Below are 24,731 nucleotides of genomic sequence, written 5' to 3' on the forward strand. Positions count from 1 at the left end.
ATGCCTCACCTGCCTCCCCGCCCCGAGTACCCGCGCCCGCACTTCGACCGTTCGCACGCGTGGACGAGCCTGAACGGCGACTGGGACTTCCGTGCCGACCCCGCCGGGCGGCACACCGAGGACGCCGCCGACGGCTACGACCAGCGGATCACGGTGCCCTTCGCCTGGGAGACACCCGCTTCCGGCATCGCCGCGCACTGGCTGCAGACGGCCTGGTACCGGCGCACCTTCACGGTGCCCGCCGAGTGGGCCGGGCAGCGTGTCCGCCTGCACTTCGGCGCCGTCCACCACGAGGCCGTCGTCTGGGTCAACGGCACCGAGGTGGCCCGCCACGAGGGCGGCTACACCCCGTTCTCCGCCGATGTGACCGACGCGCTCGGCGACGGTGAGCAGCTGCTCACCGTGCGCGTGCACTCCCCCGCGGACAAGCAGCACATCGTCCACGGCAAGCAGCGCAGCATGCCCCGCGACGACTACGACGGTGTCTGTTTCACCCCGTCCTCCGGGATCTGGCAGAGCGTGTGGCTGGAGGCGCATCCCGCCACCCGCCTGGCCGGCCTGCGGCTGCGCCCCACCGCCGATCTGGCGGGCATCGCCGTCGACGCCACCGTGCGGGGCCCGCACGCGGGATCGGCGCGGCTGGAGCTGCGGGTGCGCGGCGAGGACACCGCCGTCACCCTGGAGATCGGCCCGGACGGCCGAGCCGTCACCGAACTGCCCGTCCCGGCGCCGCGCCCGTGGTCGCCCGAGGACCCGCACCTCTACTTCGTCGACGCCGAGCTGACCAGCGACGACGGCAGCGACCGCGTCACCTCGTACACCGGGCTGCGCAGTATCACCGTCGACGGCGAGGCGCTGTACCTCAACGGCCGGCGCCTGTTCGTGCGCGGCGTGCTGGACCAGGGTTACTGGCCGGACAGCGGGATCACCGCCCCCGACGACGCCGCCCTGCGCCGCGACCTGGAGCTGGCCGCCGAGGCCGGCTACAACCTCGTACGCAAGCACCTGAAGCTGGAGGACCCCCGCTTCGTCCACCACGCCGACACCCTCGGCATGCTGCTGTGGGCCGAACCCGCCTCCCCCGGACGTTTCTCCGCCGAGTCCGCCGCCCGGTTCGCCGAGCAGATCGAGCCGATGGTCGAGCGCGACGGGAACTCCCCGGCCATCGTCATCTGGGGCCTGTACAACGAGGAATGGGGCCTGGACTGGGACATCCCGGGCGACCCGGCCAAGCAGCGGGCGACCGCCGACGCGTACGACCGGCTCAAGGCCCTCGACCCCACCCGGCCCGTGGTCGACAATTCCGGCTGGACGCACGTCAAGACGGATCTGCTCGACTGGCACTACTACGACGAGAGCGCCGCCTCCTGGGCCACCACCGTCGCCGACCTGCTCTCCGGGGCGCGCGACGACTTCCCCGTCAAACTCGGCCCGGACTACGTCGTCCACAAGAAGCTCGCCGTACCCGGCCAGCCGCTGCGCGGCCTGCCCAACCTCAACAGTGAGTACGGCGGCGGCTTCACCGGCCTGGAACGCGCCTGGCACCTGCGCTGGCAGACCCAGGAACTGCGCCGCCACGACCGGCTCGCCGGCTACGTCTACACCGAGCTGTACGACATCGAGCACGAGAGCGCCGGACTGCTCGACTTCCATCGCGGTGCCAAGGACCTCGCGGGCGTCGACCCGGCGCACGTGAACGCGACCACCACGCTCGTCCTGGACGTCATCCCGGTCGCCCCGGGCCGCGACCTGCTCACCGCCGGCCGGGATTTCACCGTCGACGTGCGCGTCTCCCACCACGGCACCGACCCGGTGGACGGCGCGCTGCACACCATGTGGAGCCCGGTGTACGCCGCCGCGCCCGAGCAGCCCGGCAGCGCCGTGCCCGAGTGCCGGGCAGGCGCCAAGCCGTACGCGCTGGGCGCCCCCGTCGCCGTGCCCGCCGCGCTCCCCGAGGGCTGGACCAGCGGGCGGCTGCACCTGGCGCTGGTGGTGGAGGGCGAGATCGTGGCCCGCACCGCGCTCGACGTGGACAGCCGTACCGAACCGCACGTCGGGGACGACCCGCTGGCCCGCCAGGCCGGCTGACCGGACCCCGCGCCGGCCGCGGAGCCCCGGCGCCGAGCACCTCCGCCGTCCGTGCGGAGCGGCGCCGCGGCCCGGCCGGACCCGCGTGCCCAGGGCACGCACCGCCCGTGCACCATCCGACACCCATCCGACAAGGAGTCGACCCGTGCGCACGCACTCACCCGGACGCAGAGCCCCGGCCCTGCTCGGCATTCTCACGCTGCTGACCGCCCTGCTGTCTCTATGGTCCTTCCCTGCCTCCGCCGCCCCCGCCGGACAGGTCCTCGCCTCGCCCGACCTCGCGGCCCATCCGCAGGGCGACGACAGCTATCCCCGCGCCGTCCGCCTGGACCACGACGGTTCGTCGGGGCAGACCATGCTGGCCACGTTCGCCCGGCGCAACCAGGGCGGCACCAACGCGCTGCCGGTCTACCGCAGCACCGACGGCGGCCGCACCTGGGGCAACTCGCCCCTGTCCACGATCACTTCGCACACCGCCGGCTGGGACCTGGAGGCCCCCGTCCTGTACGAGGTGCCGCGCACCGCGAACGGGCTGAACGCCGGTGACCTGCTCGCGGCCGGCACCGCCTGGAAGGCGGGTGACTTCACCGCGCAGAAGATCGAGGTGTTCAAGAGCACCGACCACGGCCAGAGCTGGCAGTACCTGTCCAACTGCACCCAGACCAGCGGCATGCCCAACACCATCGGGCAGGGCATCTGGGAGCCGTGGTTCCTGCTCGCGCCCGACAACACGCTCGCCTGCTTCATCTCCGACGAGCGGCCCGCCGGCTCCCCGACCAACAACCAGATCATCGGGCACTACACCTCGACCGACGGCGGCCGCACCTGGAGCTCCGCCCTCACCAAGGACGTCGCCTTCCCGGCCGACAACCTGGCCCGCCCCGGCATGTCGATCGTCGTCCCGCTGCCCAACGGCACGTTCATGATGGCCTACGAGCTGTGCCGGGACGCCACCAACGCCGACCACGCCTGCGCGGTGTACACCAAGACCAGCGCGAACGGCCTGAACTGGGCGCCCACCGACTCCCCGGGCACCCTGGTGCAGACCAGCGACGGCCGGCACCTGCTGCACACCCCCTACCTGGCCTGGCTGCCGGGCGGCGGCCCGAACGGCACGCTGCTCATGTCCGGGCAGCGTGTGGTCACCGGCCCGACCGGCAACAAGGCCGTCATGGCCGAGTCCGGCACCGTGATCCTGGCCAACACCAACCTCGGCTCCGGCGACTGGACCGAGATCGAGGCGCCGGTCAAGACGGACCCGACCGGCGGCTACAAGTCGGGTGAGCCGTCCTGCCCGGGCTACAGCTCGCCGATCGCCCCGCGGGCGGACGGCACCTCGTTCCTGTACCTGAGCGCCACCTGGCTCGGCACCGGCAACCAGTGCCAGGTCCGCTTCAACACCGGTACGCTCGGCGGTCCGGTGGGCCAGGTCACCACCCCGTGGGTGGCGGGCAAGTGCCTGGACGTCGACACGAACATCAGCGGCAACGGCAAGGCCGTACAGCTGTGGGACTGCGGCACCGCCACCGGTCAGCGCTGGTCCGTCGCGCCTGACGGCACCCTTCGCGCCTTCGGCAGGTGCCTGGACATCGACGGCAACGGCACGGCCGCCTTCACCAAGGTGCAGCTGTGGGACTGCGCCCCCGGCGTCGGCGGCCAGCAGTGGCGCCACCGGGCCGACGGCTCCCTGTTCAACCCGCAGTCCGGCCGCTGCCTCGACATCTCCTCGGGCGGCACCGCCAACGGCACCCACCTCCAGATATACGACTGCAACGGCCTCGGCACCCAGAAGTGGAACATTCCCGCGTAACGACCCGCTGAAGGGGCCGACGACCCGTTGGAAGGGCCGGTGCGCCGGGAGCGTACGCGCAGCGGCCCCGCGGAAATAGGAGGAGCAGGGTTCCACTGCTGTTTTCCGCGGGGCCGGTGCATCATTCACCTACCCGGTGATGCGTCCGATACGCCGGGTCTGTTCCAGCCAATTCCGTGAAAGACGTCGACACACGGGTGTGGGGCCCGGCCGCTGTCCGGCCGGGCCCCACACCCGTGTGTCTGTCTGTTGTCTGTCTGTCTGCGTCTACCAGCGGTACCAGCGGCCCTTGCGGCCGCCGGCGTCCGCGGAACGGACGACGAAGCCCAGCACCCACACGATGAGTACGATCACCGCGATCCACCACAGTGCCTTCAGTGCGAAGCCCGCACCGAAGAGGATCAGAGCCAGCAGAAGAACCAGAAGCAGGGGAACCATTGTCATCAACCTCCTGGCCACCGAATGCCCTCACCTCGTCCGTACAAGCACACAAAACACGGGTTACTTCCAAAGAATGAAGGGCATGTGCGCTGTTTGGCTCCGCGGTCTCGCCGTGCCTGGCGAAGGCTGCTGCCCGCGCGGCTGCCGTCCGGCTGGCCGCGGCTATCGGGGAGCGAGGCCGTCGAGCCAGTCGTCGACGGTGACGACGTCCGCCCACTGCGGGAACAGTCGTTCGGTCAGGACTCGGTGCAGCTCGGGATCGGTGTCCAGGCAGGCGTCGGCGAGGACGGTGAGACCGAAGTCCAGGTCGTTGGCCTGGCACAGGGTGGACAGCACCACGGCGCTGGTGGCGATGCCGGTGAGCACCAGGCTGTCGATGCCGCGTGACCTGAGCACCATGTCGAGGTCGCTGCCCGCGAAGGCACTCGCCCGCCTCTTGGTGACCACCACTTCGCCCGGCCGGGGCGCGACACCGGGATGGATCTCGGTACCGGCGGCGCCTTCCACGAAGAGCCCGGCGCGCGCGATGCCGCTGAGCGGCCTGTTGCGCGCGCCGACCTCCGGATAGCCCGGACGCAGGGCTATGACCACGTAGATCACGGGGATGCCCGCGGCGCGGGCACCGTCGATGGCCCTGCGCACGCGGGGCACATATCCGGAGCCGTCGTCGACGATGTCCACGACGGCCTGTTGTACGTCCATCACGAGCAGGGCGTTGGTCATAGCGTCTCCAGGAACGAGGTGAGTTCGGTGTCGTAGCGGGCCAGGGCCGGGTTCTCCACGTTCCGGTAGTGCGTGGCACCCGATGGTCCGGCTCACGGCCCGCATGCTTGCCGAGCGTACCGAGCGCCATCTCCCGTACGCGGCACAGCACATCGGGATCGGCGTCGGCCGGGTCGCGGTGCGGGCCGACGGTGGAACGCCGGCACGCGTCGAACGCGCCGCGGCTGTCGCCGCACCCTCCCACGACGGGCTGGCCGAATGCTTGAGGGTGCCGGAGTCATCCGGCGGACGGCGCTCGATCCGCGACCTTCGCCCGGTACCGTCCTGGTGTGGTCCCGAACTCCCTCTCGAAGGCGTGCGAGAGCGCGTACGGGCTGCCGTAGCCGACGCGGTCGGCGATGGCCGCGAGGGTGTCCGGGGTGTCTCGGAGCAGGGTGGCGGCTAGGACCATGCGCCACCAGGTCAGGTACGCCATCGGAGGGCGGCCGACCAGGGTGGCGAAGCGGCGAGCCAGGGTGGGACGGGAGACGCCGGCCTCCGCGGCCAAGCGGTCGTTGGTCCACGGGGCGGCGGGGTCCGAGTGCAGCGCGCGCAGGGCGGCGGACGTGACCGGGTCGCCCAGGACGCCGGGCCAGACCCCACTGGTCGCCTCGCTCATCCAGGAGCGGATCATGTAGACGAGGAGAAGGTCGAGCAGGCTCAGCAGCGCGGTGCAGGCGCCGGGCCGCCGCTCGTCCAGCTCACCGGCGAGCAGGTCGATCGCGGCGCGGAGTTCGACACGGCTGCCTATCCGGCTGGGCAGGTGGACGACCTCGGGCAGTTCCGCCATCAGCGGATGCAGGCGGCTGCAGTCGAGCCGGTACTTGCCGCAGAGTATCTCCGTCCCGCCGCGATCGGGCCGGGCTCGCTCTCCGTTCCCGCCCGGCCACCGCGCGAACGGCACCGCGTTGCGCACCGCCTCCGCGTCAACCGGGGAGTCCGCGATCACATGGCCTGTGCCATGGGGCAGCAGCACCGCGTCGCCCACGGCGAGAGACACCGGGGCGCCCCCGTCGGGCAGCAGCCAGCAGCCGCCTCGCATGACGACAAGGAAACCCGCACCGGCATACGGGTCCAGCCGCACGCACCATGCCCCGCTCACCCGAATTCTGTTGGAGGAGGGCTGCCCGAGACGCACGGCGGAGATCGCGTCGCTCACCACGTCCATCCATGCAGCGTATCGCTCGTCCGACACCTGAGACGGACGCGTATTTTCCTGAGCCGACAGCGCATTGAACGGCTCACGGTGCGTTTCTAGGCTCCAAGCCATGAGGGACAAAGGCGTGAATGAGAAGGTGACCGAGAGCGTGAACGAAGGCGCGGACGAGGGAGTGGACAGGACCGGAGGGAAAGGCGTGCGGGCGAGCGCGCAGACCATCGTGCTGGGGGATGTCGAGGTCATCCGGGTCGTCGAGTGGCGGGGCCCCTTCGCGCCCGCCTCCGCCGTGGTTCCGGATGCGGCCGTCGAGTTGTGGAACGACAACGAGGACTGGCTGGCACCGGACCACTGGGAGCCGGGCAGCGGCCGGGTGGTGATCGCGATCCAGACTTGGGTGCTGCGCAGCGGCGGGCGGACCGTGCTGGTCGACACAGGTGTGGGCGACGGACGCGAGCGGCCGGACGCGCCGCTGTTCCACCACTGGCGGGGCGATCTCCTCGGCCTTCTGACGAGGGCCGGGGTCCGCCCCCAGGATGTCGATGTGGTCGTCAACACCCACCTCCACGCCGATCACGTCGGCGGGAACACCCGCGGAGTGGACGGCGAGTGGGTGCCCGCGTTCCCCAACGCCCAGTACCTCGTCCCGGCCGCCGACGACTTCCACTTCGGCCCGGACAACGGCTACGGCGACGGGCTGTTCGAGAACGACCGCCTGGTCTACGAAGACAGCGTCGCGCCCGTCCACCGGGCCGGCCGAACCGTACTGTGGGACGGCCACCACCGCATCGACGAACACCTCACCCTGGAGTCCGCGCCCGGTCACACTCCCGGCTCGTCCGTACTGCGACTGGCGTCCGGGAACGACCGGGCGGTCTTCGTCGGGGACCTGGTGCACACTCCGGTGCAGATCCTCGCCCCCTCCTGCAACAGCGACTTCTGCCTGGCTCCCCGGCAGGCCGCCGCCACCCGCCACCGCATCCTCCACCGGGCGGCCGAGGAACGGGAACTGCTCGTCCCTGCGCACTTCGCCGGTGCGGGAGCGGTGGAAGTCCGGCGGACAAGTGGGGGGTTGACTCTTGGTCCTTGGGCGACGGTCGATCGGACGTAGCGGCGCGCTCCGCGGTGGAAGGGAGGAGCGGGCCGGGGCACAGGGTGAGATCGGTTCACCGGTACGAGGCGACCACGCGGCACCGGTCCACGGAGGTTGCCCAGGCTCACCCGCCCTCTCTGCCACCGGACAGACGACGACGCCACCAGAGGTCGGAACCCCATTGCCGTTGATCAGCGAATGGATCTGGCAGAGTGCGCTGGAGGTACGCCACGTCCAGAGAAGCCACTCGACGCCTCAGCTCTTCGCGAGCACGGGTGGGCAGCTGCCGCAGAACCTCATCCAGGACGTCCCGCGCGTGCCGCACGTCGTCGAAGGAACAACCCCGGCATGAGCACTCCGCATCCTGCGGATACAGATGACGGCGGCCTGGGGAGAGGGAGAAGGCCCGGTACCGTCTCAATGCCCACTCCGTGGCGCCGGGATACACGTAGTAGTCGGTCGAGAGCCTCTCGACTCGATGTATCGCCAGACTGGTGCGAGTCGAGAGCCAGTGGATCCGGTCCGGTGGCGGAACTCCGCAGGCGCGTGGGTCATGTCGTCGGTCGGCACGGAGCCGGCCAGGCCGTCTACGCGGCATCGGCCTTTCGGTATGCGGTCATGAGCGTCATCATGCCAGCAGCCCCGGCGTACGGGCCAGCCCCGCTTCCCCGCAGACGCACAGTCCGTCGCGGTGGGCGTCTGGCACGCCGAGACCCATTTGGAGCCCTTCTCGACGAGCAACTCGCCCAGCACCCGGCGTGGCGGACCAGGCCGGCGATCTCGCAGGACTTGATGGATCTCGTGCAGAAAACATCCTCCCGGTTGCTCACGCTGCTCACGCTGCTCTCGCTGCTCTCGCTGCTCTCGCTGCTCTCGCTGCTCCAGACCCGCCGAGACTGGTCCGGTGCGGACCTCGCCGAGCGTCTCGGCATCACCTCGCGCACCGTGCGCCGGGACATCGACCGCCTGCGCGTACTCGGCTACCGCATCACGACCGTCAAGGGACCGGCCGGCGGCTACCGACTGGAGGCCGGCACGCACCTGCCACCCATGCTGTTCGACGACGGCCAAGCCGTCGCCCTGGCCGTCGCGCTGCAGACCGCGACCACCGGCAGCACCCTCGCCGAAGACGTCCGCCGCGTAGAGCCTCATCACCTGGCTTCGTCCCGCGCGACATCCCCGGCGGCGATCTCTCCGCCTTCGCCATCAGCCGCTTAGACACCGACATCGAGGTCCTCGGCCCACCTCAACTGACCGAAGCATTCACAGACCTCGCCGCCCGCTGTGCCCGTGCCGCACGTACTGGTGGCGGCTGATCAGGGTTACGCCCGCCGGCGTTGGGCGGCAGCCGCACTGCGCGTGGCTCGACGGGGTCATGGGCGACGCAGAGAGAGTGGGCACTCCCTGAGCACACCGCGGTCTCTGACACAGGCCGACCCTCCCGGGCGCCGACGTCAGGAACTGTGCACGGATGTCTGCGTACATGCGGTATCGACTCTGTCCGGCTGGATACGCTGGCTGGTCACGACCGGCTGAAAGGCGCCGCGATGAGCCAGTACTTCGACGTAGGCGACGAGACGCTGTGGAACCCATCCAATGGTGCTTCTCTCATGTTCCAGCGCCAGGTAGCGGTCTTCGAGGCGGAGCTTGAACTTCCATCGGGCATCGGGCCGATGGAGAATGACGAATGCCAAATCAGCCCCAACACCCTCAAAACATTTGTCGACGCCCTCCTGGCGAAGCACCGAAGAACGAGCCACGCCATCTGGCTCGCGCTCTCCGAAGGCTTCATTGCCACAGTGCTGGTTCTTGCCGAGCGCGCCGGGATCGAAGTGGACTGGGCTCAGCGCGGAGCCGCCCCGCAAGCCCCGTTCGACGACCTGCAGATCTCCACCGACACAGGAGTGTCCACATCGGTGGGGGAAGGCAGGGTCTGGTCCGCGGGCCTGCGCGAGAAGGCACGGGAGCTGGGACGGCTCATGCCCCGCTGATCGAAGCAACCGCGTACGGCGAACCGATCGCAGCGCCTGGCCGCTGCAGCATCCCGCCGTCCTCAACGACCTTCGGCATCGAGTCCCATGTGGTCGTCGCTCACTGGTCGTTCATGGGTTGAGGTGCGTGGAGTCGGGTGTCCGCTTCTCGTTCCGAAAGGAACTCGTCAAGCAGTGCGAAGAGCACCTTGATGACATGCTGCTCCTGGTCCGCGGGAAGGTCCCAGGACTCCCATCCCTCAGGGAGGGCGAGATGGCGGACCTGGCCCTGCCATGTGTGATTGCAGTCGCGGCCTCGCCTGGCCACCAACCACTCGCGCCAACCGTCCAGACCGGGGCCACCATGACGCACGGAATGATGGTGGTAACCGTCCAAGTACGCCTCCAGACCGGTGAGCGTCGTCCGACCGATGTACATTCCGGGCCGCTTCGCCACGTTCGACCAGTACTCGCGCTCGCTCATGTCTATGCAATCCATTTGTTCATTATCCCACGCTCGTTGATCTCCATCGAGAAGGAGTCCGATCGCCGGTATGCTCATGAGGATCTCGGCAAGTCCGACCGGGCGGTACCATCGATACCGGTACTGATACCGCCCGTTCGTGGCGTTTGCGGTTGTGCTTCTGGCGCCGACGTCCTCTACCGCCTACTGCCTGCCGCCGCCCAGACGGCCCACCTCACTTCAGATGCCGGCCGAAGAACCGGTTCCCGTCCTCCACCTCGAACCACGGGGTACCGACGTGTCCGCCCAGATTGGCGTGCAGCGTCTTCTCCTTGGTGCCGAAGGTGTCGAACAGGTCCAAGGCCCGCTGCCGGGGGTTCCCCTCGTCGTCCCACTGCAGCAGGAACAGCAGCGGAATGGTGACCTGCCGGGCCTCCTCGCGCTGCGCGCGGGGCACGTAACCTCCGGCGAAGAAGCCGGCGGCCGTGATGCGTGGCTCGGTCACCGCCAGCCGGATGCCGAGGGCGGTCCATCCCGAGTAGCCGACCGGGCCGCCGATCTCGGGCAGCGCGAGGAGGGCGTCCAGGGTGGTCCGCCATTCCGGGACCGCCTTTTCGACCAGCGGGCCGATGAAGGACTCGAAGATCTCGTCGACCGGCTCGCCTGCCTGCATCGCCCGGCGGAGGTCGGCGCGGGCCTGCTCCTCGGCGGCGGAACGGGGACGGTCACCGCACCCGGCGGCGTCGATGGAGGCCACCGCATAGCCGTACGCCGCGGAGTGCCGGGCCCGGGCCACCAGCCGGGGTTCGCTCTTGGGCAGGCCGTTGTTGTGGGCCATCAGGATCAGCGGGGCCGGTGCGGCGGATTCAGGCGTCCACAAGGTGCCGGGAATCTCACCGAGGGTGAATTCGCGCGCGAGGACGCCGTCGTCGAGGCGCAGTTCGGAAGTGAATCGCACAGTCGTGCCTTTCGGGAGTGCTCTTGAACGGCGCTCCCGGACGACCTATCGCCCGACCGTGACCCCGGAGGGGAGCACCCATGTCGATACTGCGTTCACGGGTACCACCTCCTCGTTCTCTCGCACGGCCACCGGAAACGTAGCAGGGGGTGCTGTGGTCCGCCAAAGAGTTTTCAGTGGGGCTGTCTCCCCCATCAGGCTGAGCCCTCCGAGGGCCCGGCACATGGCTCGTGCCGGGCCTTCGTGCCCACTTCCGTTCCTGCTCTATTCCAGTCCCGTACTTCGTACTTCGTACTTCAGGACCGGGAAAGCACCAGCTCGGTCATGCTGTAGGGAGGGAGCTGTACGGAGTGCGCCGGGACGAGCGACCTGGCCGGTGATGTGCTGCCGGCGCCGTAGGAGTAGGCGACGGCGACCGGTCCGGCGTGGTAGCCCGGGTAGTCGAGCCGGACGTCGTGGCTCGCATTCGGGTCCTGGTTCTCCACGAGCACCACGAGCTTGCCGTCGCGCTGCACGGCGGCGTGCGACACGATCGGCGAACCACCCCCGGCGGTCGCCACGAGCCGGGCGCCCGGAGCAGCGAGACGGCCCGCCATGCCGACGCCGTAGTAGCTGGGATACGGCGTGTTCAGCGGCGGCTCGCAGACTTCCTGACCCTGGGTGTTCTTCTCACATGCCTGCGGACCGTCCGAGAGCATTCCCCAGGTGCCGTAGCCGAGTCCGTCGGGATCGTCCGGCGAGCCCGCCTTGTCCGGGTAGGCCCCGTGATGGGAGTCGAACCACGCCACGTTGGACGCTCCCTGCTCCAGCCAGGTGCTGATGTCGTCCGCGGCGTACAGAGCGGACGGGAGGGTGGTGCTCTGCACGCCGGGGTCCTGCGCGTTGGTGTTGGTCTCGCCGATGACCGTGCGGACCTGACGGGCGTGGGCACCGAGGTTCGCGGTGAGCTGGCCGCGGATCGCGGCCATGGTCGGGGCGATCCGGCCGGTCGAGGCGAACAGGGCGGCGTCGGTGTTCGCGGCGGCGCCCTGGCCGTAGTTGTACCAGTGGATGTCGGCGAAATCGACGGCGTCGCCCGCGGCGGCGAGCACCGGGTCGTTCCAGTCCTTGCCGTTCACGGACGAGAACGGGGCGAGCTCGACTCCGATCTTGATGGTCGGGTCGACCGCTTTCATGGCCTTGGCGAACCGCACCACGTTGCGGCCGTACTCGGCCGGCGTCTTCAGCGCGTGATGGTCCGGTTCGTTCGCGGTCGGGAGCATGAAGCCGTTGCCCCAGACCTCCTCACCGATGGCCCAGTAGGTGATGTGGTCGTGGTCGACGATGTTGGCCTGCCGCACCCAGGCCGCGGCCTCCTGCGGGCCGATGTCCGTGCCGCCGGGCCCGTCGTCGGCGGTGCTGCCGTAATTGACGTGCACCATCATCTGAGCACCGGCCTTCTTCGCGCCGGACGCCCATGACTGCCACGGCACCGCCTTCGGTGAGGGGTCCATCGTGTCGGTGATCGGATCATGGTCGAAGGTGTTGGTCCGCCACCGGTAGGTGTCGTCCCACGGTCCGGTGTTCAGTTCCCGCAACCGGATTCCGTCCGCGCGCAGCAGACGGGCGGTCGCCGGGGTGCTCGATTCGCGGTCGGTCTGCCAGTCGTCGGCACCGAGCGCGTCGGGCCGGACGGTCGCCAACGTGTGGTCGGTCTGCACAGTGATGGTGGTGGTGGTCGGTGGCGTGCCGGCAGCGGTCGCGCCCGCCATCGGCGCCGTACTCCATGCCACGCCCACGGCAGTCATGGTCGCGGCGAGGAGTGCCGCGCCTTTCGTCACTCTGTTCATGGTCGGTAACCCCCGGTCGTATGTCGACGACGTGTGTCGACGGCGTGTGCCGACGACCCCGCGGCGCCAGGAGGCGCCGGTCGTCAGGGGCACCAGCTTCGCCTGCGGGCAGGAGCGGGGAACAGAAACGATCGTCCGTAGCTTCAGATGACAATTGTCAGGTGCTGGTGGGCTGTCGAGTGTCGGGAGAAGCCTGGTGTGCGTGTGCGGCAACGCTCTCGGTGGCGCCCCCTGTTTGCACTGACTCAAGACGTGGACGAGTGCGGGAGCTGCCGCGCGTTGTCCGTTTCATCTCCCTTCCGGCGGCCCACGGAGTCAGCGGAAGTGGACCAGGATCCGTCCGGTGTTCCGCGAGTCGACCTCGCGGCGGACGTACAGCTTCCTGATGTGCTTCTGGTCCAGGAACGCGAGCACCCGGCCGCTGAGCCGTCCCGATCCCTTGCCGGGAATGATCTCGACGACCGCCTCGCCGGACTGGACCGCCCGGAAGAGGAACTGGCGTAGTGCCAGTTCGATATCGCGGTTGTTGCGGAAGATCGGGTGGAGATCGAGTGACATCATGCGGAGCCTCCTGTCGCTGCGCCATGAGTGTCCCACCACAGGTCAGAGACGGCGGCCCCGAGCGTCGAACACGATCAGAGCGGCCGCGTCCGGCCTTGTCCGAGCGCGGCCTCGACGTGGACGCCGTCGACCGCGACGCGGAGACGGACGCCGCTGCGGGGCGGCTGCACGGCGACGGTGCCGAGGCGGGAGCGTGGCCGGAGGCCGGCCGCACCACAACCGGGGCGGCACCTCCACTCCCTCCCGACTGTCGCTGCTCACCAGCACCGTCAGCCAGTACTCGATCGATCAACCGCCCACATCAGCCGCGTTACCAGTAGGAGGGTGCTGGGCTGCCGATCGGGGCAGACGCTTCGAGCGAAGGGCGCCCGTTTCCCGGTTGGCGCGGAATATGACGCCGTACAGCCGGGCGAAGCGGTTGGCCTCCGTCACCGGGCCTCCCACCGAGCGCAGGTAGAAGGCGTAGGCCACCGACTCGATCTGCTCCGCGTTCAGGAACAGCGACCAGCGGTTGCCGGCCCGGTCGAACGACGAGGTACGCACCCGTTCCGCCAGACCATCAGCCGGCGGAACACGCAGCCGCGCGCTGAGCCGCACATACCGGCGCACCGCGTCCATCTCGGCGGGACGCAGCTCGACCAGCTTCTCGTCGTCTGCGGGACCGTCGCGGCGCGGCGCGGGAGCCGGTTCGGCGTCCGCGTAGATGAGCGCGTCAAACCCGGCAGCGGACAGCCGCACCGCCCGAGAGACGGGCCGGTCCTCCGGGGCGGACAGCTCCGCGAGCGTCTCCCGGTCGGCCGATTCCACCAGTCCCTGCCCTACGGCGGCGTCCACCGCCTGCTGGAACTGCGGCAGCAAGTCATCCAAAACCACCCACCCCGACCGGGCCTCAGCTTCCAGGTCCCACAGCTTCCGCAGCACCTCGACCCAGGCCTTCCGCTCCCCCACAGCCCACCTCATCCTGCTTCTCCGACACCGGCGAGTCGACGTTAGAGGCCGGGCGCCGCCCCGCGCACAGAAACGACAGAAGATCACCGGCAAGAGGCGCTATCGCCGGTGCGATGTCAGGCCAACTCCTCCCGAAGCCAGGACTTTTCCGCGCGGCTGGTCGCACGGGCGACGGTGAGCATGCCGCGCCGGTAGGGATCGTCGGTGTCGTCGGCACCCAGCGGGCGGTCACCGTCGTAGAAGAAGCTCGCGGGCTGTTCCAGGAATTCCAGCCGGCGACGCAGCACCGCGTGCTGGTCGGCGGTATCAGGCAGGTGGGAGAGGAAAGCCAGGACCGTGAAGTACCGGGTGCTGTCGCTGATGTCCAGGCCGTTGGCGTCGCGCAGCCGGCGGAGCAGCTCGCGGCGGCCGGCGTCGGTCAGGCTCAGGGTGTGCCGCTGAGCGGCCGAGGCACCCCGTTCGGTCCGCCGGTCGAGCAAGCCCGCGCCGACCAACCGGTTGATCGCCGGGTAGAGGCTGCCGTCGCTGACCGGCCGGGTGTGGCCGGACAAGTGCGCCAGCCGGTTGCGTAGTTGATAGCCGTGCAGTGGCTCCTCGGCGAGGAATCCCAGGATCGCGAGTTCGAGCATGCTGCTACTCTCGCACATCGAAGCGAGGTACCTCGAATCGATGCAGGAGGCAGGGATGGCATACACCGAGGAATGGGTGACCACGCGGGCGCGGAATGCCTACGAGCACGGCCGGGCGTCGTTCGACGTACGACCCGAACGGGCGGCGCTGCTGGTCATCGACATGCAGGACGAATTCGTCCGGCCCGGCTGGAGCCCCTACTGGGTACCCGCCGCCACCCGGATGGCACCCCGGCTCCGCCAACTGGTCGAAGGCTGCCGGGCCGCGTCCGTGCCGGTGATCTGGACCATCTTCGACGACACCCATCTCGGACTGGATCGGCCGCACGCCCTGCGGTTCCTCCCGCACGAAGACACCGACTGGCGCCGGCCGGGCCCCGCCGAGGTGTGGGCCCCCATGGGCCGCCACCCCGACGAGGCCGTGATCCGCAAACCCTCCTACGGGGCGTTCTACGACACCCCTCTCGACACGATGCTGCGCAACCTCGGCCGCGACACGGTCATCGTCACGGGAACGCTCACGAACTACTGCTGCGGCACCACGGCCCGGCAGGGGTACGAACGCGGCTACAAGGTCGTCTTCGGGTCCGACGTCACGGCCACCGACGACGAGTCCCGCCAGGAGCCCGAACTCGCAGTGCTCCGCAAAGGTTTCGCACTCGTACTGACCGCCGAGGAGATCAGCGACAGACTGGCCGCGGCCGGCCCGGCAGAGTCAGATGACGAGGAGCGAGCGAACCGTGTCTGACACGGCACCAGTTCACTGTGTCCCACCGCCGGGTCGCTCAAGGCACCCGGGCTCCGGCAGAAGGGGACACCGCCGCACGCAAACCCGTTCGTTCTTCACGCACCAGACAACTCGGACGGGTGTCCCCGTCTCCCCGCGCTCACCGACCAAAAGCGCGCGCAGGTCAGCCCGTTAAGGTCGGATACATGACGCCACCACCCCTCACCGCCAGTGCCTTCGACTCGCTGTGCCTCGACGCCGTGTCCGACCAGGAGGCGCTGCGCCGGGCCTACGCACTCCCCAGCGACGCGTCCGTACGCAAGCAGATGACCGAACTCACCGCTCAGACGCGGCGGTTGATCGGATGCTCATCGCTGGTCCTGGTCGCCAGTGCGGACGCCGAGGGCAACTGCGACGTCTCGCCGCGCGGTGGCCCCGCCGGGTTCGTCGCCGTTCTGGACGAACGGACGGTGGTGATACCGGACGCGACCGGCAACAAGCGCCTGGACACGCTGCAGAACGTCATCGCCACCGGACGGGCCGGGCTGCTGTTCGTCATTCCGGGGCGCACCACGACTCTCAGGGTGAACGGCCGGGCCTGCGTCTCCACTCGCCCGGAGCTGCTGTCACAGCTGACCGCTGTGGGCAAGCCGCCTGCCAGTGCGTTGGTCGTCGGCGTCGAGGAGGTCTACCCACACTGCCCGAAGTCGCTCCTGCGCAGCGGGGCCTGGAAGCCGGAGCAGTGGCTGCCGACGGACGCCCAGCCGACCTCGGCCGAGGTGACGCTGGCCCAGCTGCGCATGCCGGAGTTGACGATCGCCGACATCGAGCGGGCGGAGGCGGATTCGCTGAAGTACCGGTACGAGTGACGGCCGCCGACCGGCGATCGGAGAACCAGCACCCACCGAACTCCCAGGTCGGCCAATCCGAGATCAAGCGCGGGGCGCATCCCATCAGTATGAGGGGCACGTCTCACGGGATCGCCTGGATGGGCGCGCACAGCTCCGCGGACAGGCCCGCAGCCCGGCCCGGCATGCTCGCCGGTGTATCGCTGACTTGCACCTGTGGCCTGGCGGCGGACGAGTTCCTCATCGCGCGGGCGCCGACCACACCCGCGAACGAGTGGCAGCACATCGCCGCTCCCACTCCGCCGACAAGGAGTCGAGCGGCATCAAGTAGGGCGCACTGCCTCCTGTCGGCCACCGCGGAAACCTCGTCGATGCGCGCCTCCCCGTAGAGCAACCAGGCGCCGGACTAACGCGGGACTCCGAGCCCGTCCAGGACGATGCGCAGGGCGCGTTCGACGGCCTCGTCCGCGCCGGGCGTTGTCACGTGGGCCAGGGCCCGCAGGAGCAGGGACACGTCGTCCACGGTGACGTCCGTTCGGGCCGCTCCGGCCGCCTGGGCGCGTTCCAGGGCGTGGCCGATCTCGCTCAGGAAGGTGCCCGCCGCGGACACGACCTGCGGGGACAGGCCCTGCCAGTCGTCGCCGTGGGGCGGCAGCAGGTCCATGAGCGCCATCTTCGCGGCGCCGACGGACGCCAACGTGCGCAGCAGTGTCGTGAACGCCTCCGCCGGGTCACTGATGCTGTCGGCCAGTTCACGCGCCTGGCCGGTGAGGCCGTCGAGATAGCGGGCGGCCGTGGCCTCGATCAGGTCCTGCTTGGTGGGGAAGTTGCGGAAGACGGTGGCGATGCTGACCTGCGCCCGGCGGGCGATTTCCTCCGTGGAGGCCGCCGCCCCCTTCTCGCCGAAGACCTGCTCGGCCGCGAGCAGCACGCTCTCCCGGTTGGCGGCACCGTCTCGGCGCATGATGACTCTCCCCTTGCTATCCGTAGTGATGACTACGTATGCTGCTGATCCGTAGTGGTGACTTCGGTTAAGCGTATGGGAATGCCCTCTCGGACGCCACTTCCCCGGCAGGCGCCTGCCTGCCGTCGCACGCCGGCGCGTGTGCCGCACGCCACCAGCAGTGCCCTATTCCGGCGCCCGGACAGTCAAGGAGTCTCAGTAATGTCCGTACGGAACGAGAACACAACGGTCGTGATCGTGGGATCAGGCGTCGCCGGTCTCGCGCTGGGCAACTTTCTGCTGCGCAGCGGGGTCGGCTGCGTCATCCTGGAGCGCCGCAGCCGCGAGTATGTGGAACAGCGGCAGCGAGCGGGAGTCATCGACACCCGCGCGGCCCGTATGTTCCGTGAGTGGGGTTTGGAGGAGCGGATCCTGGGCGGCATGCCCTTCGAACCCACCATGAACTTCCGGATCGACGGCCGGACGCGCCCCTACCGGTTCCTGGCCGACGACAACGGGGACGGACGCTTCTGCCCGCAGCAGGTCCTGGTGCGCAACCTCATCGACACCTTCGTGAGCGACGGCGGAGACCTGCGCTTCGAGGCCGAGGACGTCTCGCTGGAGAACCTGCGCGGCCCGCGGCCCCTCGTGCGCTACCAGGACGCCACCGGCACCACTGGCACCACTGGCACCACTGGCACCACCCGGACGATCGCCTGCGACGTGGTCGCCGGTTGTGACGGGGACCGCGGGGTGAGCCGGGCGGCCATTCCCGAGGGTCACCTCACGCGCTACAGCCATGAGTACGGCTACGCGTGGCTGACCGTGCTGGCGGAGGTCCCGGCCAGTCACCAGTCGATGATGGCGATCCATTCCCGCGGCTTCGCCGGCCAGTTCGCGCGCGGCCCGCGGGCCAGCCGTTTCTACCTGCAGTGCCCGCTCGACGACACCACACAGCAGTGGTCCGACGAGCGGATCTGGGACGAGGTCGAGACCCGCTTCGGTGAACCGGTGACGGCCCGGGGGCCGATCTCCAGCAAGCAACTGGTTCCGCTGCGCAGCGTGGTCTACGACCCGATGAGCTACGGACACCTCTATCTGCTGGGCGATGCCGCCCACATCGTGCCGCCGATGAGCGCCAAGGGCATGAATCTCGCTCTGCACGACGCCGACGTTCTGGCCAAGGCCGTGCTCCGCCAGGTCAAGGACGACGATCCGACCCTGCTCAGGGAGTACTCCGCGACCTGCCTGCGGCACGTGTGGAACTACCAGGCATTCGCGGCGTGGTTCACCGACCTGATACACGACAGCGGTGACACCTCCAACCGAGGCGAGTTCCAGCAGCGGATCGCTCGCGCGGAGTTCGAGCGCCTGTATGCGTCGACCACGGCGAGCCGCCTGTTCAGCGAGTTCCTCACCGGCCTGAACTAGCCGCTTCAGCCAGCCGCCTCCCCGCGCCTGCTCATGTGGCGCGTTCCTGGCGCGGGTCAGCGTTGGGGCCCGATGCGCCGTCGTCGCGGGCGGCGCTGCTGGACGGCACGTCGGGGGTGCGTCTCCTGGCGGAGAAGTCCTCACCACGCTGGGGCAGGACGACGTCTTCGAGCGGGCCGGGATCCGCCGGCTGTCGCCGTTCGCGGTCCCCATGCTGATGCCGAACGGGCCCGCTGCCCGGGTGAGCATGGACCTGGGCGCGAAGGCAGGCGCCAGGACACCGGTGAGTGCCTGTGCGTCGGGGGCGGAGGTCCTTGCCCCGGGACAGGATCTGATCCGCAGCGGACGGGCGGTGGTGGTCGTCGCGGGTGAGGTGGAGGCATGCTCGACGAACTCGACCCGCGCGTGGAACTGGACGTGGTGCGCGGCGAGCGGCGCACCGGTCAGTGGTCCGCCGCGCTGGCCAACTCGTTCGGGTTCGGCGGACACAATGTCAGCTCGTCCTCACCAAGTGAGGACGAGAGCCCGACCGTCGCACCGGGTGGTCGTGGTACGGGCTCGTCACCGGGCCCGGTTGCGTTGCCACCGGCAGATCGTGATCAGCTGCTGGAGTGTCAGCCAGTGACCTGCACGGTCCAGGCGCACTCACTGACGATCTGCAGCTGGTGGCTGCCCGCCGTGTGCTGTGACGTGGTGCCCTTGCCGGTCTTGTCCATCTCGTTGACGAGCTTGTCGTTCTTGTCGAACACCATGAAGTTGCCCTTGCCGTCGACGGCAGCCATGGCCTTGGTGCAGTCGAACGTGTAGGACAGCGTCCAATCGTCGCCGCCCTTGAACGCGCTCGTGTTCTTGGTGCCCGAGCCCGTGAGCGTGAGCACCGTCGACTTGGCCTTCGGCGTGGGAGCGGCGTCCGCCGTGCCCTTGCCGGTGGGCGCCGCGCCCCGAGATGCTCCCGCCCCCGCCGAAGCGGGTGCGTTCGCCGCCGAATCGGCCTTGTCGCTCTTGCCACCGCTCCCGCAGCCGGAGACAGCGGCGGCGATCACCATGACCGTGAATACGCTGCCGAGCCCCCACTTGAAACGGCTGTTCTTCTGGTCGGCCGACTGCTGTCGGACCAGCTCTGGGGCGTCCTTCGGATAGGCGTTGGACACTCTCATCCCCCTGTTCATCTGCGACTGTTCATCTGAGTGGTCGGTCATCTGCCGGGCGATGCAGATCGCGGACACCAGCAGCAACCACGGAAGGCCCGTCCACCCGGTGGTCAGACCCACGGCGGCGCAGGTGGCTCCTGCGAGGAGGAGCAGCCGCCTGCCGTACGGGGCGCCAGGTGAAGGGGCCGGGATCGCACGGCCTGACCAGGGGCATCGTACCGAAGATCAACTCCACTCCCGCCGACAGGGACGGAGCGAGGTGCCCTCGGCGGTGAGGGTGGACTCCCGCGGGCAGTCCTCCACCCTTGGTCACCTGCGGGCGGGGCACGCCTCGGCCGCCTTGTGCGTCATCACCGGACGTGCGGGCGCGCGGAGGCCGGGTCCGGTGCCTGTTCGAGCAGTCCCATGCCGATGAGCCCCGGGGACCGCCTGGTGGGCCGTCTGCCGGGTGACGCCCAGGCGGCGGGGCGGGCACTGCGGTCAGCTTCCGGTGTGCCATTCGCCGGTCGCCCATGCCCTTCTCCCCCGGCCGTCCCCCGACCAGGCTAGGTCAGAGTGCCTGACCTAGCCTGGCGGGGTGAGTCGCGTGGGTGCTCTCGCGGTGTGCGGGGATCAGCCGGGCGGTCCGGCGGGGTCACCTGCGGCCGGGGCTCTCGGCGGTCGCCTCCGACAGCGACTTGCGGGTCAGGTCGGGGACCTCGCAGTCGGGTGCGGCGTAGCCGACGGGGAAGAGGATGTAGGGCCGCTCGTTGCCGGGTCGTCCGCAGATGTCGGTGAGGAAGCGCATCGGGTTGGGCGTGTGCGTCAGGGTGCTCAGTCCCATCGCGTGCAGGGCGGCGATGAAGAAGCCGCAGGCGATGCCGACGCTCTCGTTGACGTAGTAGTTCTTGCGCAGTGAACCGTCCGGCAGTGCGGTGCTCTTCTCGGCGAAGCAGACGACGATCCACGGCACCACGTCGAGGAAGCTTTTGTCCGCGTCCGTTTCGAGGCGTGCGAGGGCGGCGCGCCACTCGGGCGGGATGCGCCCGCCGTCGTAATTGACCTGTTCCTCCTCCTCGGCGGCGACCCGGATACGGTGCTTGGTCTCGGCGTCGCCGATCACGGCGAACTTCCATGGCTGGAAGTGGGCTCCGGAGGGGGCGGTGTTCGCCGCGGCGATGGCCAGGTCGACGCACCTGCGCGGGACCGGCTCGTCGGTGAAGAACCGCACGCTGCGCCGGCGGTCGAGGAACGACACGAACTCCGTCCCGCGCCGGATCATCTCGGTCTCGTCGTAACGGTCGGGCCGGTAGGGGACGAACGGGTGGGTGTGCTGCCTCACGCATCCTCCTCGTGGACCGGGGTCCCACAGCCTGGGCCATCGAGAGCCGGACGGGCAACAGACTCTTCGTGGGATGGGCCGGATGATGCCGGTGCCGCGAAGGTCGTCTCCCAGCCACCGAACCGGCGCGTGAGGCGTGCCGACGGCCCTCGGAGGCGCGGGTCTCGCCTCCCGCGCTCCCGCGCGCCGTTGGGTGGTCGGCCGGCGCGGGCAGCCTTCTCTCGGCACGGTGAGTGAGGAGGCCGGTCATGGCCAGTGAGTTCCAGCGGGACAAGCTGCAAGGAATGTTCGACGCGTTCGACGTGGACGGCAACGGCTGTCTGGAGGAGGGCGACTTCGTGGCGTTGGCCGACCGCTGGGCGCGGTTGCCCCGGGTCGAGCCCGGGTCGGAGCTGGCCGCGCGGGTGGAGGACGTGACGCTGGGGTGGTGGCAGCAGCTGACAGCGGCGACGGGGACCGACAAGGACGGCCGGATCGACATGGACGGGATCCTCTCCGTGGTGGACCTGCTGCCGTCCATGACCGAGCAGGTCACCGCCACCGCCGACACCATCTTCGACGCCATCGACGAGAACGGTGACGGCCGGATATCCCGCACCGAGCACCAGCGGCTCATCGACACCTGGCACGGGCGGAGCGTGCGTACCGGCGACGTCTTCGACCGTCTCGACCAGGACGGCGACGGATATCTGAGCCGTCCGCAATTCGCAGCGCTGTGGACCCAGTTCTGGACCAGTGACGATCCACGGGAACCAGGCAACCTGGTGTGCGGCCCGCTCCCCGGCGCGGACGGTGAGTAACACGGGCCGGAGCCCCCCGGCTCCCCCGCGATCACCACGAACGATCCCTCGCGGTGACGGCAGACGGCCGTCGCGAACCCGCCCTCTGGAGGGCCACGAGCAGCCATCCGGCCGACGCGCCGACCCCGTACCAGAACAGGTCCGGCGCGTTGAAGGTGGAACCGAGGATCAGCCGGGCAGCGGTGCTGTGCCGGGCGAGCCGGGCCGGCAACTCGCTGAGCTGCAGGAACTCGATCACCCAACTGATCGTCAGTGCGAGCGCGCCGGCTTTCCACGCCGTCATCCGTGGCGCCGCCAGGACGACGAGGGCGGCGATCAGCAGGGTGTACAGGGCGTCCCCGCCGTACTTGGCCGCGTCTCCCGCGGCCACGGCTCGGAGTCCCAGCCCCGCACCGACGATCACCGGCGCGGCCGCGACCGCCGACAGGCGCATTCGGCGCGCTTCCGCGTCAACGCCCGCGCCGGTTTCGTGGGGAGAGGCCATACGGTCATTCTGCGGGACGCCCGGCCGGCGACTACCGTGCCAGTGCCGATGGCGCGGACCGGACGTGCTGGGCGGCCTCGGCCGCGGTATAGGAGGAGGCGAAGGTGAACGCGCGCGGGGACGGTCCGTGCGCCCGCAGGTCCGCCAGGCGCTCCAGGGCCTCTCCGACGGTCGGCAGGTGACCGGCCGGAATCCACCAGAGCACCAGGTGCGCCTCGACGTGCCGTTCGAACCATTCGCGGCGCCGTCGCATCACCTCCAGATGGCCGCTGCGGTAGGTGAAGTCCCACAGGGCCTTTGGGGACTGCCACACCGTCAGGTTGACGATGACGTGCTCGCCCGCCGGACGCAGGCCGGTGGCGTCGGCCGACCCTTCCTCCACGAGCCGCCACACGAAGCCGGGCGCGGCGTCGGCGGCGGCGTTGACCGGGTCGAGCAGCTCGACGAAGGGCGCTGTGCGCGGGTCGTCGAGGGGGTGGCGGAGTGTGGCGACGTTGAGCTGGGCGAGGTGGGCGGCAGGCTCAGATGCGGTCATGACCTCATCTCAGCACGGCCGTCATTTCTATGTCAACGGCCATTGTTTTTAGAAGACTCGACCACCACACAGCACTCCCCCGGCCGGGCGTCCATGCGCGCCCGGACGGAACCGTCCGTACCCAACAACCCCTCCAGCAGTGCGAGGTTCATGCCGCAGACGAGCGGCGGGAAGCGCTCGGAGACGGCGTGGAAGGGGCAGTTGCGCATACGTACGACGGGCGCCGCCGTCCCAGGTGCCCCCTCGCCGCCCGGGGGGACTTCGTCGCTCTCCAGGTGCGGTTCGTAGCCGCGGGCGGCCAGCATCTCCATGGCCTCTTCGAGGTCGCCGCAGGGCGCTGCCGAGCCCCGCAGGGCCTCGCCCCGGCGGCGGGCGGCCGCGCAGAGCCCGGCGTCGAGTCCGGCCTGTTCGGCGGCCTCGGCCAGCAGTTCCGCGGCGGTGCGGTAGTCGCGGGCGGGCAGCGACACCGACCGCTCGGCCCGTGCCCTCGTGTACACCTTGGCGGGACGGCCCGCCCCCGGTCCCGTACGGCCCGACAGGCGGCGGCTTCCGCTCTCCAGCAGTCCGGCGTCCGCCAGCTTGTCGAGATGGTGCGCGGCGAGCGTGCGCGCCACCCCTGTCGCCTCGGCGGCCTCGTTACGGCCGACTTCCCGGCCCTGCGCCACTACGTACTCGTACAGGCGGCGCCGTACCGGATCCTGCAGCACCGCGATCGCGTCGATGTCCTCCACCCGGCCATTCTAGGAACAACGCGGGTTGGATATAGAACGGGGGCGGGGGGAGGAAAGCGGGGCCCGGTTCGTCCTTGGGCACGCGGCCCCTGCTCACGTCGGCCCTGTTCAGGCTGCTCCGGGGTGCGGTGAGTGTGCCGTGCCGGTGGGTTCGGTGGGTGTGAGTGAGGCGAGGAGCCTCAGCTTCTCGTCGCTGTCGCTGTCCTTGTCGGGGTAGTAGACGACGAGGATGACATCGTCGATGGGGAGTTTGTCCCGGTGGAGGCGGAGTTCGCCGACGACGGGGTGGTGGACGGTGGTGGTGCCTCCGTCGAGGGTGCGCACGTCGTGGCGGGCCCACAGGGTACGGAATCGCTGGCTGGACAGGGCGAGTTCGCCGACGAGTTCGACGAACCGGGGGTTGTCGGTGTCGTCCCCGATGGTGGTCCGGAGGGCGGCGACGAAATCGGCGGTGGCTCGCGGCCAGTCCTGGTGGAAGGCTTGTTCCTCGGGGTCGAGGAGGAGGGAGCGAAGCCGGTTCTCGCCGGGCCGCAGGCGGGGGGAGAGCGCGAGGGCCATGGGGTTGGAGGCCAGTACGTCGAACGCGCGGCCTTCGACGAACGCGGGGATCTGCAGGTGGGCGAGCAGTTCGCGCACCCGGGCCGGTACGTGCTCGGGCCGCTTGCGGCGTGGCGCCCTGGGGCGTGCGGCCGTGAGGCCGAGCAGGTACGTCCGCTCGATGTCGTCGAGCTGGAGGACGCGCGCGAGCGAGGCGAGGACCTGGGGTGAGGGGTTCTTGTCCCGGCCCCGTTCCAGGCGCAGGTAGTAGTCGGGGCTGATTCCGGCGAGCAGGGCGACTTCCTCACGCCGCAGGCCGGGCACGCGGCGGTTGCCGCCGGGCGCGAGCCCCACCTGGGCCGGTGAGACCAGCTCGCGCCGGGCACGGAGGTAGCTGCCGAGCCGGTTGCCGGATTGCTCGTCCTTCATACCGACACCGTAATGCGGCGCGCGGAACTCTTAGGGGGTCCTGGCAGGACCAGGGAGGGCGGGGGCCCTGCCGCATTCGGTGGAGG

Annotated in this window: 24 protein-coding genes and 2 pseudogenes; 10 read left to right on the forward strand and 16 right to left on the reverse strand. The window is 69.8% G+C overall.

All coding sequences use genetic code 11. The features are described from left to right. Together ABZ858_RS13985 and ABZ858_RS13990 are read left to right on the forward strand one after the other, a co-directional pair. Complete coding sequence (locus ABZ858_RS13985; RefSeq protein ID WP_361376434.1) at positions 1–2,088, forward strand: sugar-binding domain-containing protein; 2,088 nt, start codon at positions 1–3, stop codon at positions 2,086–2,088. 145 nt (positions 2,089–2,233) lie between these two features. After that, on the forward strand, positions 2,234–3,898 hold the full coding sequence (locus tag ABZ858_RS13990) for a ricin-type beta-trefoil lectin domain protein (RefSeq protein ID WP_361376437.1): 1,665 nt from the start codon (positions 2,234–2,236) through the stop codon (positions 3,896–3,898). A gap of 267 nt (positions 3,899–4,165) precedes the next feature. Here ABZ858_RS13990 and ABZ858_RS13995 read toward each other — a convergent pair whose 3' ends face one another. From ABZ858_RS13995 to ABZ858_RS14005, 3 genes are all read right to left on the reverse strand, one after another. After that, positions 4,166–4,336 carry a hydrophobic protein gene (locus ABZ858_RS13995; RefSeq protein ID WP_361376440.1) on the reverse strand — a complete coding sequence of 57 codons (171 nt, stop codon included), beginning with the start codon at positions 4,334–4,336 and terminating at the stop codon, positions 4,166–4,168. Positions 4,337–4,501: 165 nt separating this feature from the next. Then, complete coding sequence (locus ABZ858_RS14000) at positions 4,502–5,062, reverse strand: isochorismatase family cysteine hydrolase (RefSeq protein ID WP_361376443.1); 561 nt, start codon at positions 5,060–5,062, stop codon at positions 4,502–4,504. 277 nt (positions 5,063–5,339) lie between these two features. After that, positions 5,340–6,269 (reverse strand): AraC family transcriptional regulator, encoded by a 930-nt coding sequence (locus ABZ858_RS14005; RefSeq protein WP_361376446.1) that lies wholly within the window; start codon positions 6,267–6,269, stop codon positions 5,340–5,342. Between the two features lie 187 nt (positions 6,270–6,456). Between ABZ858_RS14005 and ABZ858_RS14010 the strand changes: the two genes are divergently transcribed. From ABZ858_RS14010 to ABZ858_RS14020, 3 genes and pseudogenes are all read left to right on the forward strand, one after another. Continuing rightward, the gene (locus tag ABZ858_RS14010; protein WP_361377174.1) at positions 6,457–7,368 is read left to right on the forward strand and encodes an MBL fold metallo-hydrolase; all 912 of its coding nucleotides are present in this window, start codon (positions 6,457–6,459) and stop codon (positions 7,366–7,368) included. 774 nt (positions 7,369–8,142) lie between these two features. Further along, positions 8,143–8,478 (forward strand): annotated as a pseudogene (locus ABZ858_RS14015) (HTH domain-containing protein); the annotation flags it as partial. A gap of 419 nt (positions 8,479–8,897) precedes the next feature. Continuing rightward, positions 8,898–9,341: a DUF6086 family protein gene (locus tag ABZ858_RS14020; RefSeq protein WP_361376449.1), complete on the forward strand. Its 444-nt coding sequence runs from the start codon at positions 8,898–8,900 to the stop codon at positions 9,339–9,341. 100 nt (positions 9,342–9,441) lie between these two features. On the opposite strand, the gene ABZ858_RS14025 is transcribed toward ABZ858_RS14020, so the two are convergent. From ABZ858_RS14025 to ABZ858_RS14050, 6 genes are all read right to left on the reverse strand, one after another. Then, positions 9,442–9,804, reverse strand: coding sequence for a hypothetical protein (locus tag ABZ858_RS14025; protein WP_361376452.1), 363 nt, complete (start codon positions 9,802–9,804; stop codon positions 9,442–9,444). Positions 9,805–10,018: 214 nt separating this feature from the next. Then, positions 10,019–10,741, reverse strand: a complete 723-nt coding sequence (locus ABZ858_RS14030) for an alpha/beta hydrolase (RefSeq protein WP_361376455.1) — start codon at positions 10,739–10,741, stop codon at positions 10,019–10,021. Positions 10,742–11,037: 296 nt separating this feature from the next. After that, positions 11,038–12,561: a hypothetical protein gene (locus tag ABZ858_RS14035; RefSeq protein WP_361376458.1), complete on the reverse strand. Its 1,524-nt coding sequence runs from the start codon at positions 12,559–12,561 to the stop codon at positions 11,038–11,040. A 324-nt stretch (positions 12,562–12,885) separates the two neighbouring features. Next, on the reverse strand, positions 12,886–13,131 hold the full coding sequence (locus ABZ858_RS14040) for a Smr/MutS family protein (RefSeq protein ID WP_361376461.1): 246 nt from the start codon (positions 13,129–13,131) through the stop codon (positions 12,886–12,888). Between the two features lie 288 nt (positions 13,132–13,419). Continuing rightward, the gene (locus ABZ858_RS14045; protein WP_361376464.1) at positions 13,420–14,079 is read right to left on the reverse strand and encodes a DUF6417 family protein; all 660 of its coding nucleotides are present in this window, start codon (positions 14,077–14,079) and stop codon (positions 13,420–13,422) included. A gap of 116 nt (positions 14,080–14,195) precedes the next feature. Continuing rightward, a complete protein-coding gene (locus tag ABZ858_RS14050; protein ID WP_361376467.1) occupies positions 14,196–14,708 on the reverse strand; it encodes a PadR family transcriptional regulator in 513 nt (170 codons plus the stop codon). Between the two features lie 55 nt (positions 14,709–14,763). On the opposite strand from ABZ858_RS14050, the gene ABZ858_RS14055 reads away from it, so the two are divergent. After that, positions 14,764–15,456, forward strand: a complete 693-nt coding sequence (locus ABZ858_RS14055) for an isochorismatase family cysteine hydrolase (protein WP_361376470.1) — start codon at positions 14,764–14,766, stop codon at positions 15,454–15,456. 185 nt (positions 15,457–15,641) lie between these two features. After that, positions 15,642–16,304 carry an MSMEG_1061 family FMN-dependent PPOX-type flavoprotein gene (locus ABZ858_RS14060; protein WP_361376473.1) on the forward strand — a complete coding sequence of 221 codons (663 nt, stop codon included), beginning with the start codon at positions 15,642–15,644 and terminating at the stop codon, positions 16,302–16,304. A gap of 385 nt (positions 16,305–16,689) precedes the next feature. Here ABZ858_RS14060 and ABZ858_RS14065 read toward each other — a convergent pair whose 3' ends face one another. Continuing rightward, a complete protein-coding gene (locus tag ABZ858_RS14065; protein ID WP_361376476.1) occupies positions 16,690–17,247 on the reverse strand; it encodes a helix-turn-helix domain-containing protein in 558 nt (185 codons plus the stop codon). Positions 17,248–17,448: 201 nt separating this feature from the next. Between ABZ858_RS14065 and ABZ858_RS14070 the strand changes: the two genes are divergently transcribed. Both ABZ858_RS14070 and ABZ858_RS14075 read left to right on the forward strand, forming a co-directional pair. Further along, positions 17,449–18,657, forward strand: coding sequence for a 4-hydroxybenzoate 3-monooxygenase (locus ABZ858_RS14070; protein ID WP_361376479.1), 1,209 nt, complete (start codon positions 17,449–17,451; stop codon positions 18,655–18,657). 130 nt (positions 18,658–18,787) lie between these two features. Continuing rightward, positions 18,788–19,042, forward strand: a pseudogene (locus tag ABZ858_RS14075) (beta-ketoacyl synthase N-terminal-like domain-containing protein); the annotation flags it as partial. A 229-nt stretch (positions 19,043–19,271) separates the two neighbouring features. On the opposite strand, the gene ABZ858_RS14080 reads toward ABZ858_RS14075, so the two are convergent. Both ABZ858_RS14080 and ABZ858_RS14085 read right to left on the reverse strand, forming a co-directional pair. After that, entirely contained in the window at positions 19,272–19,928 is a 657-nt protein-coding gene (locus ABZ858_RS14080) for a hypothetical protein (protein WP_361376482.1), read from the reverse strand. Between the two features lie 514 nt (positions 19,929–20,442). Then, positions 20,443–21,129, reverse strand: coding sequence for a nitroreductase family protein (locus tag ABZ858_RS14085; RefSeq protein ID WP_361376485.1), 687 nt, complete (start codon positions 21,127–21,129; stop codon positions 20,443–20,445). A 248-nt stretch (positions 21,130–21,377) separates the two neighbouring features. Between ABZ858_RS14085 and ABZ858_RS14090 the strand changes: the two genes are divergently transcribed. Then, positions 21,378–21,929: an EF-hand domain-containing protein gene (locus ABZ858_RS14090; RefSeq protein WP_361376488.1), complete on the forward strand. Its 552-nt coding sequence runs from the start codon at positions 21,378–21,380 to the stop codon at positions 21,927–21,929. Positions 21,930–21,960: 31 nt separating this feature from the next. Here the strand turns inward: ABZ858_RS14090 and ABZ858_RS14095 are convergent, their stop codons facing one another. The 4 genes from ABZ858_RS14095 to ABZ858_RS14110 all read right to left on the reverse strand — a co-directional run bounded on the left by ABZ858_RS14095 (position 21,961) and on the right by ABZ858_RS14110 (position 24,645). Continuing rightward, complete coding sequence (locus tag ABZ858_RS14095; protein WP_361376491.1) at positions 21,961–22,362, reverse strand: DUF2809 domain-containing protein; 402 nt, start codon at positions 22,360–22,362, stop codon at positions 21,961–21,963. A gap of 82 nt (positions 22,363–22,444) precedes the next feature. After that, the gene (locus ABZ858_RS14100) at positions 22,445–22,948 is read right to left on the reverse strand and encodes a DUF3291 domain-containing protein (RefSeq protein WP_361376494.1); all 504 of its coding nucleotides are present in this window, start codon (positions 22,946–22,948) and stop codon (positions 22,445–22,447) included. 32 nt (positions 22,949–22,980) lie between these two features. Beyond that, positions 22,981–23,679: a helix-turn-helix domain-containing protein gene (locus ABZ858_RS14105; protein WP_361376497.1), complete on the reverse strand. Its 699-nt coding sequence runs from the start codon at positions 23,677–23,679 to the stop codon at positions 22,981–22,983. 108 nt (positions 23,680–23,787) lie between these two features. After that, positions 23,788–24,645, reverse strand: a complete 858-nt coding sequence (locus ABZ858_RS14110; protein WP_361376500.1) for a helix-turn-helix transcriptional regulator — start codon at positions 24,643–24,645, stop codon at positions 23,788–23,790. Positions 24,646–24,731 lie beyond the last annotated feature (86 nt).

Source organism: Streptomyces sp. NPDC047017 (genome assembly GCF_040644175.1).
Taxonomy (GTDB): domain Bacteria; phylum Actinomycetota; class Actinomycetes; order Streptomycetales; family Streptomycetaceae; genus Streptomyces.

Bases quoted from the DNA above. Each gene is read 5' to 3' on its own strand.
- ABZ858_RS13985 (WP_361376434.1), top strand. From the start codon at position 1: ATGCCTCACCTGCCTCCCCGCCCCGAGTACCCGCGCCCGCACTTCGAC.
- ABZ858_RS13995 (WP_361376440.1), bottom strand. From the start codon at position 4,336: ATGGTTCCCCTGCTTCTGGTTCTTCTGCTGGCTCTGATCCTCTTCGGT.
- ABZ858_RS14000 (WP_361376443.1), bottom strand. From the start codon at position 5,062: ATGACCAACGCCCTGCTCGTGATGGACGTACAACAGGCCGTCGTGGAC.
- ABZ858_RS14005 (WP_361376446.1), bottom strand. From the start codon at position 6,269: ATGGACGTGGTGAGCGACGCGATCTCCGCCGTGCGTCTCGGGCAGCCC.
- ABZ858_RS14020 (WP_361376449.1), top strand. From the start codon at position 8,898: ATGAGCCAGTACTTCGACGTAGGCGACGAGACGCTGTGGAACCCATCC.
- ABZ858_RS14025 (WP_361376452.1), bottom strand. From the start codon at position 9,804: ATGAGCGAGCGCGAGTACTGGTCGAACGTGGCGAAGCGGCCCGGAATG.
- ABZ858_RS14040 (WP_361376461.1), bottom strand. From the start codon at position 13,131: ATGATGTCACTCGATCTCCACCCGATCTTCCGCAACAACCGCGATATC.
- ABZ858_RS14050 (WP_361376467.1), bottom strand. From the start codon at position 14,708: ATGCTCGAACTCGCGATCCTGGGATTCCTCGCCGAGGAGCCACTGCAC.
- ABZ858_RS14055 (WP_361376470.1), top strand. From the start codon at position 14,764: ATGGCATACACCGAGGAATGGGTGACCACGCGGGCGCGGAATGCCTAC.
- ABZ858_RS14060 (WP_361376473.1), top strand. From the start codon at position 15,642: ATGACGCCACCACCCCTCACCGCCAGTGCCTTCGACTCGCTGTGCCTC.
- ABZ858_RS14065 (WP_361376476.1), bottom strand. From the start codon at position 17,247: ATGCGCCGAGACGGTGCCGCCAACCGGGAGAGCGTGCTGCTCGCGGCC.
- ABZ858_RS14070 (WP_361376479.1), top strand. From the start codon at position 17,449: ATGTCCGTACGGAACGAGAACACAACGGTCGTGATCGTGGGATCAGGC.
- ABZ858_RS14090 (WP_361376488.1), top strand. From the start codon at position 21,378: ATGGCCAGTGAGTTCCAGCGGGACAAGCTGCAAGGAATGTTCGACGCG.
- ABZ858_RS14095 (WP_361376491.1), bottom strand. From the start codon at position 22,362: ATGCGCCTGTCGGCGGTCGCGGCCGCGCCGGTGATCGTCGGTGCGGGG.
- ABZ858_RS14100 (WP_361376494.1), bottom strand. From the start codon at position 22,948: ATGACCGCATCTGAGCCTGCCGCCCACCTCGCCCAGCTCAACGTCGCC.
- ABZ858_RS14110 (WP_361376500.1), bottom strand. From the start codon at position 24,645: ATGAAGGACGAGCAATCCGGCAACCGGCTCGGCAGCTACCTCCGTGCC.